Genomic DNA, 14,487 nt, shown 5'->3' with positions numbered 1-14,487 from the left:
TCGCGAAGCGCCGGGCATAATTTGCGCGCCCCGCCACCGCTTTTCTGCGCCGGGGCGTCATTGGCGAAGAAGAAGGGACCCTGTTGACCACCACCGCACTGCGCGAACCTGCTTTTCCGGATGCGGTGATCACCGAAGCGGTCCGATGGACCGAACAGAACGGCCCGCTCGACGACGCGTCGGCCCTTCACACCGCGGCCTCGCGCACGGCCGACGGCCACTCCCGAATCATTGAACGCGCCCGCCAGCTCGGCGAGCGCATGGGCCTGCAGGCCGAACTCGCGCGCGGCCGGCACTGGGCGCCGTGGGTGCTGCTGGCGCTCGTGGCACTGGTCGTGATCGCGGGGCTGGGCCTCGCGGGCCAGGTGGTCGGCGGCAACGACCGCCACATCAACGTGATCGTGGCGCTCGTCAGTCTGCTGGGCCTGCATGCGCTCACGCTGCTGCTGTGGCTGGTCGGCCTGTGGCTGCCGTCGGGCACCTTCGGCACGGCTTCGCTGGGCTGGCTGTGGCTGTCGCTCACGGCCCGCGTGGCGGGCGGCCAGCGCGGGCAGGCGCCGCTGCTGGTGCGCGCGGCCACGGGGCTGCTCACGCGCGCCCGCTTGCTGCCCTGGGCCTTCGGGCTCGTGAGTCATGGCATCTGGGCGCTGTCGTTCGCCGTCGTGCTGGCCGCGATGCTGTTCGCCCTCGCCTTTCGCAGCTACACGCTGAGCTGGGAAACCACCATCCTCGAGCCCGCCTTCTTCGTGCGCGTGGTGCAGGCGCTGGGCTGGCTGCCGGCGCAGTTCGGTTTTCCCGTGCCCGATGCGGCCACGGTGCAATCGGCGGTGCCGGTTCCTACGGCCCAGCGCACCTGGGCGCTGTGGCTCACCGGCTGCATCGCGGTCTACGGCCTGCTGCCGCGCCTGGCGCTGGTGCTGCTCAGCGCCGCCGTCTGCCGCCACCGTCGCCCGGCCCTGCAGCCCGACTGGCAGGCGCCCTACTACCGCAAGCTGCTGACCCGTTTCGCCGCGCTGGCACCGCCCGCCATCGTCGATGCCGACCCGGGCCGCGCGCACCCCGCCGCGCCCAGTGGCCTGCCGACTTCCGAGCAGCACGACGGCCTGTTCGTCGTCGGTTTTGAACTGCCGCCCGACATGCCCTGGCCACCCGCCGGTTTGCCGACCTCTGCGGCGCGCATCGACGGCAGCGCCCCGGCGCGCCGCGCGCTGCTCGACCAGCTCGCGCAAATCCACCCGCGCACCGTGCTGCTCGTCTGCCATGCGGCGTCGAGCCCCGACCGCGGCACCGAGCGCTTCCTGCGCGAGGTGCTGACGCATTGCGGCGAATGCCGGCTCTGGCTGGCCGACGCGCCGAACGCCACCGCCACGCAACGCTGGCGCGACTGGCTGCGCGACGCCGGACTGGCCCACGTGGTCGCGAGCGACCGGCTCGATGCCGTCTTTCAAGAAGGCACCGCCACCGCATGACAGAACCGATCCGTATCGCCGTCGTCGGCCACACCAACGCGGGCAAGACCTCGTTGCTGCGCACGCTCACGCGGCGCGTGAGCTTCGGCGAGGTGTCGCAGCGCCCCGGCACCACGCGCCATGTCGAGTCGGTCGATCTCGAGGTGAACGGCCAGCCGGCCGTGCGCTTCTTCGACACGCCGGGCCTCGAAGACGCGGTCGCGCTGCGCGAGCACCTGGCCGGCCTCGATGCCGCCGCACAGGCCACGCCGCCCGAGCGCATCCGCCGCTTCTTGCAAGGCCCCGAGGCGCACGGCGTGTTCGAGCAGGAGGCCAAGGTGCTGCGCGCGATGCTCGACATCGACGCTGCCTTTCTCGTGATCGACGTGCGCGAGCCGGTGCTGCCCAAGTTCCGCGACGAGATCGAGCTGCTGAACTCCTGCGCGCGCCCGGTGCTGCCGGTGCTCAACTTCGTGCGCGACGCCGCCAGCCGCGAGCCGGCCTGGAAAGAACTGCTCTCGGCCTACGGCCTGCACGTGCAGGTGCGCTTCGATGCAGCGGCGCCTTTCGTGGGCGCCGAGCACGACCTCTACAACGACCTCGCCACGCTGCTGCGCGACCGCCGCGACGTGCTGCGCGACGTGGTCGACACCCTCGACGCCGAAGCCGACGCGCGCCGCCAGTCGGCCTGCACGCGCATCGCGGACCTGCTGGTCGATGCCGCGTCCGTCCGCCGCACCGTGCCCGCCGCCGAATTCGCCGACGCCACGCGCCGCCAGGCGCTCATCGCCGGCGTGCAGAAGGACGTGTTCGACAAGGCCCAGCGCTGCACCGACGACCTGCTCGCGCTCTACGGCTTTCGCCAGGATGACGCCGACGAGGCGCCGCTGCCGATCATCGAAGGCCGCTGGACGCTCGACTTCTTCAACCCCGAGGCGATGAAGGACGCGGGCCTGCGCCTGGGCAAGGGCGCCGTCATCGGCGCCGCGGTGGGCGTGGTGGCCGACCTCGCGCTGGCGGGGCTGTCGCTGGGCGCGGGCGCGGCATTGGGCGGCGCCATCGGCGGCGCGGTGTCGCAGGGCTGGGGCCCGCTCGGGCGCAAACTGGCCAACAAGCTGCGCGACATGCACGAGCTCACGGTGGAAGACAGCGTGCTGTTCACGCTCGCGGCGTGGCAGCTGCAGCTTGCGCAGGCGCTGGAGCGGCGCGGCCATGCAGCCGTCGAACGCATCCGGGCCGAAGCCCCATCGGCGGACGACGACGACACGCTCATGCGCGCCGCCGCGGGCGCCGTGCTTGCCGTGCAGCCGGCGCGCAGCCATCCCGAGTGGGAATCGACCGGCGCCCTCACGCGCAGCTTCTGGCGCCCCGCGCCGCAGCGCGAGGCGCTGGCGGGCATGCTGTCGATCGAACTGCAGCGCGCCTTCGAGGCCTGAGGCCCAGCCTCAGCCCGGCACGTGCTCGGGCGTCACCTTCGCCAGCGACTTGTCGACGAACGCCCCCAGCCGCGTCTGCACTTCCCCGCCGGTCTGCACCACCGCCGCCATCAGCGACTCGGCGAACATGCCGTCGGTGGCCGACATGTCGGCGATGCGGCTGATCGACGTCACCATCGCGTAGTTCGACAGCGCCGCGTTCTTCGCCACGCGCTTGGCCAGCACCATCGCGGCACGCAGGCTCTCGCCGGGCGCAGCGATCTCGTGCGCCAGGCCCAGCGTCTTGCCGGCGCGCGCGTCGAGCACGCGGCCGGTGAGCATCATCTCGACCATGCGGCCCGGCGTGATGATGCGCGCCACGCGCACCGTCGCGCCGCCGCCGGTGAAGATGCCCTTCTGCCCCTCGGGCAGTGCGAAGTAGGTCGACGGGTCGGCCACGCGCACGTGCGTGGCCGCCGCCAGTTCGAGCCCGCCGCCGACCACCGCGCCGTGCAGCGCCGCGACCACCGGAATGCCGCCGTACTGGATCTTGTCGAAGGTGCTGTGCCAGCGCTGGCACACGCGCATGAAATCGACCGCCGTGCGCTCCTTGTCGTGGTGTTCCTTGAGGTCGAGCCCGGCACAGAAATGCGGCCCCGCGCCGGTCAGCACCACGGCCTTGGCCTCGCGCGGGAGTGCGGAGAACACGGCGTCCAACGCGGCCAGCGTGGCCTCGTCGATGGCGTTGCGCTTGGCGGGACGGTTCAGGGTCACGACGGCGACCTCTTCGTCCATGTGCAGGGTGACGTTCCGTTCGATCACGGCAGGGCTCCTTTGGTTGTTGCGGGTTCCGCCACGGGGATGTGGCGCTTCAGGGCTACGATATCCATGGGTTCTGCGCCATTGCTTGCAGATCGCGCCCATTCATTTGCAGAATCCGCCAACCGTCTTTTGAACCCGCCATGCCGCCCGAACGCGCCACCGTCGCCGTCAGCTTCCTGCAGCACCTGCTGAGCGGTGCACGCCGTCAGCTCAGCCCGCGCGACATCGACACGCTGGCCACGCAGGCCGGCATCTCGCCGCAACTGCTGCGCCAGGAAGGCGCGCGCGTCACGCGCGAGCAGTTCGTGCGCATGTACGAGTGCGTGTCGCTCTTCATGGGCGACGAGATGCTGGGCCTGTGGTCACGCCCGATCCGCGCGGGCGCGCTCAAGTACCTCGGGCTCAGCCTGCTCGACGCGCCCTCGCTCATGGTCGCCATGTACCGCTTCACGCGCTTCTGGAACCTGCTGCTGGACGACCATCGCCTGCGCATGACGCGCGCCCACGGCGTGGCCACGATCACCATCGCGCCGCACCCGGAAGCCGCCGCGCGGCCCACCACGCCTTTCGGCCATGCGCTGATGGTCAAGCTGATCCACGGCGTCGCCTCGTGGCTCATGGGACGGCAGCTGCCGGTGCTGGGTGTCGGCTTTGCGTTCCCGCGCCCGGCGCGCTTCGACGAGTACGCGAACCTGTTCCCCGGCCCGCTGCAGTTCGATCAAGACACGTCTTCGGTGCGCTTTGCCGAACCCGTGCTGCGCCAGACCTTCCAACGCACGCGCGCCGAGCTGCTCGACTTCGTGCGCCGCGCGCCCGACGACTGGATCTTCGTCACCTTCGACCACGACACCACCAGCGCCACGGTGCGCGAGTTCGTCGCCGCGCACCTTGCATCCGATGCCACGCTGGGCGCGGCGGCGCGCGCGGTGCACATGTCGGAGCGTGCGCTGTCGCGCCAGCTTGCGGCCGAGGGCACGAGCTTTCGTGCGTTGAAGGAAGAGGTGCGCCGCGACCTCGCGATCCAGCGCCTCGTGAAGACGCGCGAACCGATCGACCGCATCGCGGCCTCGGTGGGCTTCGACAACACGCCGGCCTTTCATCGTGCGTTTCGCACGTGGACCGGCAGCACGCCGCGCGGCTACCGGCAGCGGGCTGGTTAGTTCGCGGCCCCGGCCAGCGCCTGCAGCTTGGCGAAGTCGCCCGGCCGCGCGCCCATCTGCTCGGGCGTCGACCGTTTCGCCACGCGCTCCAGCAGCGGCAGGCGGTTGACCGGCTGCACCGTCATGCCCTTGCTGCGCAGGAACTGCTCGTCTTCCAGCTCGCTGGCGATCACGCCGACATTCGTCCACTTCGCCGTGTCGGCCAGCGTCTTCTCCACCATCGCCTGCTGCGGCGGCGTGAGGCGGGCCCAGGCGGCCTTGCCGATCACGATGCCCAGCGTGTCGTAGATGTGGCCCGTGAGCTGCACGTACTTCTGCACTTCGTACAGCTGCTTGGCGCGCACCGTGCCGAGCGGATGCTCCTGCGCCTCGACCTCGTTCTTCTTGAGCGCACCGTACAGGCTGTTGAACGGCAGCGACACGGGTTTGGCGTCGAGCGCGGTGGCAAAGAGCTGGTAAGCCGCGGCGTCGGGCACGTACAGACGCAGGTCGCGAAAGTCTTCGGGGCGCTGCAGCGGCTTGCCCGAAGTCACCTGCCGCGCGCCGTAATAAACCGACGCGACCATGCGGTTGCCGCTGCGCTCGTTGTAGCCCTTCATCAGGTCCGCGAGCAGCGGGCTCGCGAGGTACTTGCGCACGTGGTCCAGGTCCTTGAAGGCGAAGGGGTAGCTGCCCAGGCCCAGCGGCGGATAGCCCTCGGCCAGCGTGGCCTGGCCGACGTAGGCGATCTGCATGGAATCGTTGGCGAGCATCAGCGCGTAGTCGCGCTCCTGCCCCAGCTTGGAGGCGGCCACCACCTCGATCTTGATCTTGCCGTCGGACTGCTCGGCGATCTTGCGGGCCGCCAACTCGGCCTGCTGGTGAAAGATGCTCGCGGGCTCATAGATGTGGCCCCACTTGAACTGCTGCACTTGCGCGGAGGCAGTGACGGCACACCCCATGGCAATGCACAAGGCTGTAGCCCGGCGCCACGACATCAAACATTTTTTCATCGGCAGTCCCTCACGGTGAGAAGGCCCGCCGGCACTGGTGCGCCAAAGCACGCGGCGGGTGTCGGGAACGCATCCCGGCCGCTGAATGTAAACATTTGCAACCAGAAGCCAGAGAGGGTTTGCCCGGTCACGGGGCCGTCACGGCCATTGCCTAGGATCGCGGGCGCCCGACGCGCCCTCTTCTTTCTTCATCCCAACCCATGTACCCCGGCGAACGACTCAACGGCTACAGCCACCTGTTCGGCCTGCTGCTCGCGCTGCCGGCCGCCGCGCTGCTGCTCGCCAAGACGCTGCCCACCGGCGACCCGGCGCGCATCGCGGGCGGCCTGGTGTTTTCGCTCTCGGCCGTGGCGCTGTACGCGGCCTCCACGCTCTTTCACAGCACGCGCGGCCGCAGCAAGCGCCTGTGGGAGCGCGCCGACCACTGCGCGATCTTCCTGCTGATCGCGGGCACCTACACGCCCTTCGCGCTCGTCACGCTGCAAGGCCCCTGGGGCTGGCTGCTGCTCGCGGCGATCTGGAGCGCGGCGTGCTTCGGCATCTGGCGCGAGCTGAAACCTGCCGGCGCCGGCACGGCGAAGAAGCCCTCGCTGCCGCTGTACATCGGCATGGGCTGGCTCGGCGTGCTGGCCGCCGCGCCGCTGGCGGCCAAGCTGCACGCCACGGGGCTGGCGTGGCTGGTCGCGGGCGGTGTGCTCTACACGGTGGGCACGGTGTTCTATCGCAACCGGCTGGGGCTGCGCCACGCGCACGGCGCCTGGCACCTGTTCGTGCTGGCCGGCACCGCGAGCCACTACGTGGCTGTCGGCTGGTTCGTGCTCTGAGCCTTACAGCGGCTGCAGCTTCGCGGTCTTCATCATCCGTTCGGTCAATTCCATCTCGCTCGCGAAGGCCTGCACGTAGGCCTCGGGCGTCGACGGGCTCACCTCGCTGCCCAGCTCCGTCAATGCGGTGATCACCGATGGCTGCTTCAGCGCCTGGCTGAACACTTCGTACAGGCGCGCAGCGATGGCGTCGGGCGTGCCCGCCGGCACCGACACGCCGCCCCACGACGTGAGCTCGACACCGCGCAGCCCCAGCTCGGCCAGCGTCTGCACCTGCGGCAAGGCCGCGTTGCGCTTGGTGCCGGCCACGCCGAGCGCGCGCAGCTTGCCGCCCTGCACGTGCGGCAGCGCCACCGAGAAGATCGGCATGCCGAAGTTCACCTGGTTTCCCAGCACCGCGTTGACGATTTCCGACGCGCCCTTGTACGGCACGTGCGTGGCCTGCACGCCCGCCGCCTGCAGGAACAACTCCACGCCCAGGTGCGAGGGCGTGCCGACGCCGCCCGAGGCGTAGTCGAGCTTGCCGGGGTTGGCTTTTGCACGCGCCACGAGTTCCTGCAGCGTCTGGATGCCCGAAGCCGAATTAACCACCAGCAGCACGTCGGAGGTGGTGAGCCGCATGATGTGGCGGAAGTCCTTCACGGCGTCGTAGCCCGGGTTCTGCTGCATGCGCATGTTGGCGGCCATGGGCGCGCTCGAATAGATCCAGGTGTAGCCGTCGGGCGCGGCACGTGCGACCTGGCGCGCGCCGATGTTGCCGGCCGCGCCGCCGCGGTTCTCGATGACGACCGGCTGCCCCAGCAAGGGCCCGAGCGCTTCCGCGAGGATGCGCGCGCCGTTGTCCGGGCCGGTGCCGGCGAGGTACGGCACGACCCACTTGACCGGACGGGTCGGCCGCCATGCGGATGCGGTCGCGCCCGCTGAGCGAGCAACGGCCGGCAGCAGCGCCGAGGCAGCGATCGCACCACAGAGCGCGCGGCGATTGGCATGGAAGGTATTCATGGCTTGTCTTGTCTCCGGATTGTCTGGTGCGGTCTCAGGCCGCGTCGCCGATCAGCTCGCGCGCGATGATGTTCTTCTGGATCTCGCTGGTGCCCGTGAGCACGCGGTACATGCGCAGCATGCGGAACAGAAACTCCACGCGCCGCCCCTGCACGATGCCTTCGCCGCCGTGGATCTGCACCGCCGCATCGGCCACGCGGAACGCCGCCTCCGAGCAGAACAGCTTGGCCATGGAGGCCTCGGCGCGCGGGTCGCCGCCGGCATCGATCTGCCGCGCGGTCGACAGCATCAGCGCGCGCGCCGCGCACAGCTGCGTCGCCATGTCGGCCAGCGAATGCTGGATTGCCTGGAACTGCGCGATGGCACGGCCGAACTGGCGGCGCGTGCGCGCGTAGTCGCGTGCGTCCTTCAGTGCCACCGTCGCCAGCCCCACCATGCCCGGGCAATGCAGCAGCCGGTTGACCGTGATGCGCCCCAGCGCCAGCGCCAGCCCCTTGCCGGGTTCGCCGATGAGGTTCGCGGCCGGCACGCGGCAGCCGGTGAGCACGATGTCGCCCGTGGTCGACTGGCCCGCCATGGTCTTGTAGCCAGCCTGCACCTCGACGCCCGGCTGCGTCAGGTCGATGAAGAAGGCCGTCACCTCGCGGCGCGCCGGATCGTCCGAGGTCGACGCCATGAGCACCGCAAAGTCGGCAAAAGGCGAGCCCGAGATGAAGCGCTTGCGCCCGTCGAGCACGTACACGTCGCCCTCACGCCGCGCCGTCGTCTGCACCGCGCCGGCATCGGAGCCGGCCTCGGCTTCGGTGAGCGCGAAGCAGATCGCCTTCTCAGCCTGCGCCACGGGCCGGATGAAGTTCGCCATCTGCTCCGGCGTCGCAAACTTGGCCAGCGCACCCACGCGCGGCGGCCCGCTGAGTTCGCCGAACACATGCGGCGCGAGCGGCGAGCCGCTGGCATAGATCGATTCCTTCACCAGCACATGGTCGAGCAGCGACAGGCCCAGCCCGCCCATGGCCTGGGGCAGCGTCATGCCGTAGAAGCCCATCGCGTGCGAGCGGCGCCAGACGTGGCGCAACGTGTCCCGGTCGGGCCCGTGCTCGTGGTCGATGCCCTTCTCGCGCACCAGGTCGGCCAGTTCGCCGTTCAGGAAGTCGCCGATGCGGGCGATCAGCTCGGCCGCGCGCGGCGAGCCCTCGAAGGGGCCGTCGAACAGCGGTGCGCGAATGGCCGAGGCCTCGGTGGGGGCGGCGAAAGGTGTCAGCGTGGTGTCCATGTCGTTCTCTTTCAGTTGACGCGGCGCGCGTGGCCGGCCCAGTACGGCGTCTGGATCGCCTTGCGTGCGACCTTGCCGTTGGCGTTCTTCAGCAGCGAATCGACGAACTCGATGCGCCGCGGCCGCTTGAAGCCCGCGAGCCGTGCGGCGCAGAAGTCGTCGAGCCCGGCCGTGTCGGGCGAGGCGCCCGGCCTCAGCACGATGTGCGCGGCCACCGCCTCGCCCCACTTGTCGTCGGGCACGCTGAACACGCAGGCCTCGGCCACCGCCGCGTGCTGGTACAGCACGGCCTCGACCTCCGAGGGGTACACGTTGAAGCCGCCGCTGATGACCATGTCCTTCTTGCGATCGACGATGTAGATGTAGCCCTCGTCGTCGGCACGCGCGAGGTCGCCCGTGTGATAGCGGCCCTCTTTGAGCACTTCGGCCGTGAGCTCGGGCGCGCGCCAGTAGCCGGCGAAGATGTCCTCGCCGCCCACCACGATCTCACCCACCTCGCCGGGCGCGACCAGTTGGCCTTCGTCGTCGACGATCTCCACCACCGATTCGAGAAACGGCCGGCCGCACGAGGCCAGCCGGTCGGGCATGGCGGCGCGTGCGAACAGGTGGTCTTCCACCGAGAGGCCGCACACGCCCGAGGTGGTTTCGCCCGCGCCGTAGCCCTGCGACAGCACCGGGCCGAACACGTCCATCGCCTGCATGATCCGCGCGGGCGCCATCGGCGCGGCGCCGTAGCCCAGGCGCTGCAGGTCCGGCAACGGCCGGTAGCGGCCCTGCAGCTCGGCCAGCAGCATGTTGATCATGGTGGGCACCATGAAGGTGTGGGTCACGCGCTCTGTCTTCATGTCGCTCAGGAAGCGCGCGGGCTCGAAGCCGGTGAACAAACGGATCGTCGCGCCGCTGCACAGCGCCGGCACGATCTGCATGCCCGAGGCGTGCGTGATCGGCCCCACCAGCCCCAGCAGGTCACCGGGGCGCATGCCCTCCGAGCGCGAGAGGAACTTGCGCAGCTGGGCCAGCCGGTTGCCGAAGGTCTGCATCGCGGCCTTGAGCACGCCGCTGGAGCCCGAGGTGTAGTGCAGCACGGCCAGCTCGTCGGCGCGCACGCGCTCCGTGGTGAAGGCGTCGCTTGCGAGCGCCAGCTGGCCTTCGTACGAAGCGGATGTGCCTTCGGCCGCATCGAGCAGCAGCAGCCTCGGGGCCGCGCCTTTCAGCAGCGGCAAGAAAGTCTCGGCGCGCGCGGCGGTGGTGACGATCAGTGTGGCGTCGCTGTTCACGATGACCTCGGCCACCTCGACCGGCGCGAGCCGCGCGTTCATCGGCGCCTTCACCAGCGCGGCCTTGTAGCAGGCCAGCTCCAGCTCGACGATCTCGATGCAGTTGGGCAGGTACACGCCCACGCGGTCGCCGCGTTGCAGGCCGAGCCCGCGCAGGGCATTGGCCAGGCGGTTCGCGCGCCGGTCGAGCTGTTCGTAGGTGCAGGCGCGCTGCGGCGTGGTCACGGCGATCTGCCGGGCATGCAGGCGGGCGGCGCGGGATGCGAGTTCGCCAACGTTGGCGATCTCGGGCGAGAGTGAGGGCAAGTTGTCTCCTTGTGGCAGGTGCCTGTGCACCTTCGGGAGAACTGTCGCAGGCAACGCCGCCGCACAACAAATACCGATTGCTGATGCGCGGCCATCACAAAAGATGATGGCCCCGGTGCCCGCCCCTTCCGCGCGCTATGGCTTGCCGTCGCCCAGGAACTGCGCGTCCCAGCGGCCCGAGGCGATCATCGATCGCGCCTCGTCGGCCAGCACCTGCATCACGACCTGCGTGGCCGCATCGGGCGCCTTGCCGGCCGGCGTGGCCAGGTGGTACGTGCGCAGCAGCTCGGGCTCCACGATGCGCGCGACCAGCCAGTTCGGCTGCTCGCCCGGCCCGTCCGCGAGCGCGCAGGCGGGCGAGACCGTGAAGCCCGCGCCCGCCAGGTAGAGCGAGCGCAGCACGCGCGCCGAATCGTGTTCGTGCACCACGTTGAGTTCCACGCCCACCGCCTCGGCCGCCGCCTCGACGCGCTGGCGGATGCTGAAGCGGCGCGACTGCAGCACCAGCGGCAGGCCCGCCGCGCGCGCGAAAGGCACCGTGGGGCGAACCGGCGCGCCCTTCTTCGCGCGCCCACCCTTCGCACTTTTTCCGAGCAGTGCTGCCACCTCGCCCTTCGCATCGAAGCCGCAGAGGAACATGCCTTCGCGCACGAAGGGGCGCACGTCCAGCCCCTCGACGCTCGCGGTGTCGACCAGCAGGCCGATGTCGGCGCGGCGATCGACCATCGCCTTGCGCACCATCAGGCTCAGGTCGTCGATCACGAACACGCGGATGCGCGGGTGCGACTGCTTCAGCCGCGCGAGCACCGGCCCGAGCAGCAGCGACGCCAGCAGGAACGGCACCGCCACCGTGACCGAGCCCTCGGGCCCGTCGGGCGTGCGCTGCAGCCGCTCGCGCATGGCTGCGGCATCCGACAGCAGGCGCCGCGCGTCCTGGTACAGCTGCAGCCCCGCGGCTGTCGGCGTGACGCCCACGTGCGAGCGGTCGAACAGCTGCGTGCCGAGTTCGGCTTCGAGCTTCTTGATCTGCGCGGTCAGCGCGGGCTGCGCCACGTACAGCGACGCGGCGGCGCGCGACAGGCTGCCGGCTTCAAGCACCGCGATGAAATAGCGAAGAGACCTCAGGTCCATGGGGCGACGGGGGAAAGATGGGGCCGCCCATTGTGGCCCCGTCGCTGACTCAGCTTGCCAGCGCCTTCACCGCGATGCGCGTGGCCGAGGCGACCACGTCGTTGCGGCCCTTCGCGTCCTTGTCGGGGAAGGTCAGGTAGACCGAGAGCACCAGCGGCGCGCCCGACGGCGGCCACAGCACGCCGACGTCGTTGGTGGTGCCGTACGAGCCTGCGCCGGTCTTGTCGCCCACGCGCCAGCCCGCGGGCACGCCGGCCAGGAAGCGCTCCGTGCTGGTGGTGTTGCCGAGCAGCCATTCGCGCATCTGCTCACGTTGCGGGGCGCCGAGCGCGTCGCCCAGCGCGAGCCGCTGCACGGTGTCGCTCATGGCCGCGGGCGTGGTCGTGTCGCGCGGGTCGCCGGGGATGGCGGTGTTCAGCTCGGGCTCGGCGCGGTCGAGGCGGAAGGTGGTGTCGCCGACGCGCCGCGCGAACGCGGTGACGGCGGCCGGCCCGCCCAGCACCTTCAGCAGCAGGTTGGCGGCAGCGTTGTCGCTGTACTGCATGGTGGCGGCGCACATCTCGTTCACGGTCATGCCGGTGGCGAGGTGCTTCTCGGCGACCGGCGAGTGCGACACCAGGTCGCCCTTGCCGACGCTGATGCGGCGCCCGAGCAGGCTGGCGTCCGTCGCGCTGCGTTCGAGCACCGCCGCGGCGAGCACCAGCTTGAAGGTGCTGCACAGCGGAAAGCGCTCGTGCGCGCGGTGCTGCAGGCGCGCACCGCTGCCGGTGTGAAAGCCCGCCACGCCGAGCCGGCCGCCGCAGGCGCGTTCGAGTTCGGCGAGCTGTGCTTCGGCGTCGGCTTGCGCGCCCTTCTTCGGCCATGCGCTGCAGGCGCCTGCGAGCGGAGTCGCGGCGACGGCGAGCAACAGGGTGCGGCGCTGGATCAGGGTGTTCATTGGTTGGTGTCTTTCGTTCGCGAGTGAATGGAATGAAAGGCATCGTAGGAGCGCAGCCGCCAAGCTTCCAGCGCCCGGTGCGCGCAGGGCGTCCCGGGTGTATCAGGTGTAACGCCGCGCAATCATTCAACCTTCGGGTTGAATTTTGTTCGGCATCGATCTATATTCAACTGCATGGTTGAACTTGAAATCGAAGACGAACGGCTCGACGCCGTGTTCCACGCCCTGGCCGACAGCACGCGGCGCACCATGCTGCAGCTGCTCGCGCAGGGCGAATGCAGCGTCGGCGAACTGGGCGCGCCGTTTCGCATGTCGTTCGCGGGCGCCTCCAAGCACGTGAAGACGCTGGAACGCGCGGGGCTGGTGTCGCGCACCGTGCAGGGCCGCGCGCACGTGTGCCGGCTCGAACCGGCAGCGCTCGCCACGGCCGATGCGTGGCTGCGCGCGTATGAAGTCTTCTGGAACCACCGCCTGGACGCCCTGGCGCAGGCGCTGCAGCGCGAGGCCGACGACAACGGCCGCGGCCGCGCGTGACCCCCTTCTCTCTCCTCTTCATCCACCCAAGGAGCACCGACCCATGACCATGACCTTGAAACACAGCCTGGGCACGCAGACCGAGCCCGGCACCCTGCGCATCGAGCGCACCCTGCCCGCGCCCGTCGAACGCGTGTGGAGCTACCTCGTCGATCCCGAGAAGCGCCGCACCTGGCTGGCCGGCGGCACCATGGCACAGGCACCGGGCTCGGTGTTCGAGCTGCGCTTCCAGCACACCGAGCTGTCGGGCGAAGTCGCGCCCGAGCGCTTCGCGGCGTACCGCCAGACCCACGTGCAGAACTCGCGCGTGCTGCGCATCGAAGCACCGACCCTGCTCGTCATCAGCTGGGGCAGCGAACACGAAGACGCATCCGAAGTCACCTTCGAACTGTCGCCGCAGGGCGAGCACGCCACGCACCTGGTGCTCACGCACCGCCGGCTGCCCGATCGCAAGGAAACGCTGAGCGTGGCCAGCGGCTGGCACGCGCACCTCGGCGTGCTCGACGAGGTGCTGCACGGGCGCCAGCCACAAGGCTTCTGGACGCTGCTGGACGCCGCCGAGGCGGCCTACGCAACGCACATCCGCTGAACGTGGTCAGGCCCGGCGGGCCTGCTCCGAAGGTTCGCGGCAGGGCTGCACGCGCACTGCGCGGCTGATCACCTGCCGCTGCTCGCGCGCGCCCTTGAGCGCGCGTTCGGCCGCAACCCTTCCGTAGGGCAGCGGCGCGCCCTCGCCCATTTCCGACACCGCCACGAACACGGTCTGGCCGCCTTCGAGCACCGCCGGCGTCTTCGGCTGCGACTTGCCTGCGTACAGCGGCGCGTCGTCGATGTAGGCCTCGAGCGAATGTGCGCCCGGCGCCACGCACAGGCGCGTGAAACCGTTGGGCATCAGCGCGGCATGAAATTCGCCGTCCACGTACACGTGCGCCGCGCCTTCGCTGGGCGAGGTCGTGGCACGGCGGAAGAACACCACCTGGGCCAGCTCGGGCGCCACCTCCGGTGCGGGCCGATAGACGGCGCCTTTGCGCAGCGCCGCAGCGCGCACCACCGCGGGTGCGACCCAGTTCATCGGTTCGGAAGGCGGTGGCAGCGGCGGCAACGGCGCAGAGGCCGTGACTGCGACGGGCCCGCAGCCCGCGGCCACCATCGACAGCGCAAGCACCCAGCGGCCCGCGCGCATGCGCTGGTGAAAGGAAAAGAATCGGGACAAAGACATGAAATGCACCAGACGCCTCCGGGGAAGGAAGCGTCGTTCAAGAAGAATGGAGAAAAAAAGAAGAAGAAAAAGATGAAGGCCGTGACCCCTTCGGCAACGCGCGACAGCCGCATCCCGCGGCTGTCGCTTCTTGCGCGGCGCTGTGGT

General features: G+C 70.2%; 14 protein-coding genes. 6 read left to right on the top strand and 8 right to left on the bottom strand.

Translation table 11 applies throughout. From position 1 onward, the window contains the following. The first annotated feature begins 83 nt into the window (after positions 1–83). Both IG196_RS11935 and IG196_RS11930 read left to right on the top strand, forming a co-directional pair. Positions 84–1,469, top strand: a complete 1,386-nt coding sequence (locus IG196_RS11935; protein WP_192196324.1) for a DUF2868 domain-containing protein — start codon at positions 84–86, stop codon at positions 1,467–1,469. Continuing rightward, positions 1,466–2,884 carry a GTPase/DUF3482 domain-containing protein gene (locus IG196_RS11930; protein WP_192196323.1) on the top strand — a complete coding sequence of 473 codons (1,419 nt, stop codon included), beginning with the start codon at positions 1,466–1,468 and terminating at the stop codon, positions 2,882–2,884. The genes IG196_RS11935 and IG196_RS11930 overlap by 4 nt, the downstream gene beginning before the upstream one ends. Before the next feature lie 9 nt (positions 2,885–2,893). On the opposite strand, the gene IG196_RS11925 is transcribed toward IG196_RS11930, so the two are convergent. Further along, complete coding sequence (locus IG196_RS11925; RefSeq protein ID WP_257885024.1) at positions 2,894–3,685, bottom strand: crotonase/enoyl-CoA hydratase family protein; 792 nt, start codon at positions 3,683–3,685, stop codon at positions 2,894–2,896. Positions 3,686–3,825: 140 nt separating this feature from the next. Between IG196_RS11925 and IG196_RS11920 the strand changes: the two genes are divergently transcribed. Further along, on the top strand, positions 3,826–4,845 hold the full coding sequence (locus tag IG196_RS11920; protein ID WP_192196322.1) for an AraC family transcriptional regulator: 1,020 nt from the start codon (positions 3,826–3,828) through the stop codon (positions 4,843–4,845). Here IG196_RS11920 and dctP read toward each other — a convergent pair. Next, positions 4,842–5,756 carry a TRAP transporter substrate-binding protein DctP gene (gene dctP, locus IG196_RS11915; protein WP_225617012.1) on the bottom strand — a complete coding sequence of 305 codons (915 nt, stop codon included), beginning with the start codon at positions 5,754–5,756 and terminating at the stop codon, positions 4,842–4,844. The genes IG196_RS11920 and dctP overlap by 4 nt on opposite strands. Before the next feature lie 281 nt (positions 5,757–6,037). Between dctP and trhA the strand changes: the two genes are divergently transcribed. Further along, entirely contained in the window at positions 6,038–6,661 is a 624-nt protein-coding gene (trhA, locus tag IG196_RS11910; protein ID WP_192196320.1) for a PAQR family membrane homeostasis protein TrhA, read from the top strand. A 3-nt stretch (positions 6,662–6,664) separates the two neighbouring features. Here trhA and IG196_RS11905 read toward each other — a convergent pair whose 3' ends face one another. The 5 genes from IG196_RS11905 to bla form a co-directional block, all read right to left on the bottom strand. Beyond that, the gene (locus IG196_RS11905) at positions 6,665–7,663 is read right to left on the bottom strand and encodes a Bug family tripartite tricarboxylate transporter substrate binding protein (RefSeq protein ID WP_192196319.1); all 999 of its coding nucleotides are present in this window, start codon (positions 7,661–7,663) and stop codon (positions 6,665–6,667) included. Between the two features lie 34 nt (positions 7,664–7,697). After that, a complete protein-coding gene (locus tag IG196_RS11900) occupies positions 7,698–8,936 on the bottom strand; it encodes an acyl-CoA dehydrogenase family protein (RefSeq protein ID WP_192196318.1) in 1,239 nt (412 codons plus the stop codon). Positions 8,937–8,947: 11 nt separating this feature from the next. Then, complete coding sequence (locus tag IG196_RS11895; protein ID WP_192196317.1) at positions 8,948–10,519, bottom strand: AMP-binding protein; 1,572 nt, start codon at positions 10,517–10,519, stop codon at positions 8,948–8,950. Positions 10,520–10,654: 135 nt separating this feature from the next. Further along, on the bottom strand, positions 10,655–11,650 hold the full coding sequence (locus tag IG196_RS11890; protein ID WP_192196316.1) for a LysR family transcriptional regulator: 996 nt from the start codon (positions 11,648–11,650) through the stop codon (positions 10,655–10,657). A gap of 49 nt (positions 11,651–11,699) precedes the next feature. Further along, complete coding sequence (gene bla / locus IG196_RS11885; protein WP_192196315.1) at positions 11,700–12,587, bottom strand: class A beta-lactamase; 888 nt, start codon at positions 12,585–12,587, stop codon at positions 11,700–11,702. A 174-nt stretch (positions 12,588–12,761) separates the two neighbouring features. On the opposite strand from bla, the gene IG196_RS11880 reads away from it, so the two are divergent. Further along, positions 12,762–13,121, top strand: a complete 360-nt coding sequence (locus IG196_RS11880) for an ArsR/SmtB family transcription factor (RefSeq protein ID WP_192196314.1) — start codon at positions 12,762–12,764, stop codon at positions 13,119–13,121. A 43-nt stretch (positions 13,122–13,164) separates the two neighbouring features. Further along, the gene (locus tag IG196_RS11875) at positions 13,165–13,710 is read left to right on the top strand and encodes an SRPBCC family protein (protein WP_412556375.1); all 546 of its coding nucleotides are present in this window, start codon (positions 13,165–13,167) and stop codon (positions 13,708–13,710) included. 6 nt (positions 13,711–13,716) lie between these two features. Here IG196_RS11875 and IG196_RS11870 read toward each other — a convergent pair whose 3' ends face one another. Further along, a complete protein-coding gene (locus IG196_RS11870) occupies positions 13,717–14,340 on the bottom strand; it encodes a hypothetical protein (protein WP_192196313.1) in 624 nt (207 codons plus the stop codon). Between the last annotated feature and the right edge of the window lie 147 nt (positions 14,341–14,487).

Source organism: Variovorax sp. 38R, assembly GCF_014843395.1.
GTDB classification, from domain to species: domain Bacteria; phylum Pseudomonadota; class Gammaproteobacteria; order Burkholderiales; family Burkholderiaceae_C; genus Variovorax; species Variovorax paradoxus_H.
Note: the sequence above shows the minus strand (reverse complement) of the source record. Positions and strands in the feature narration are given on the sequence as shown.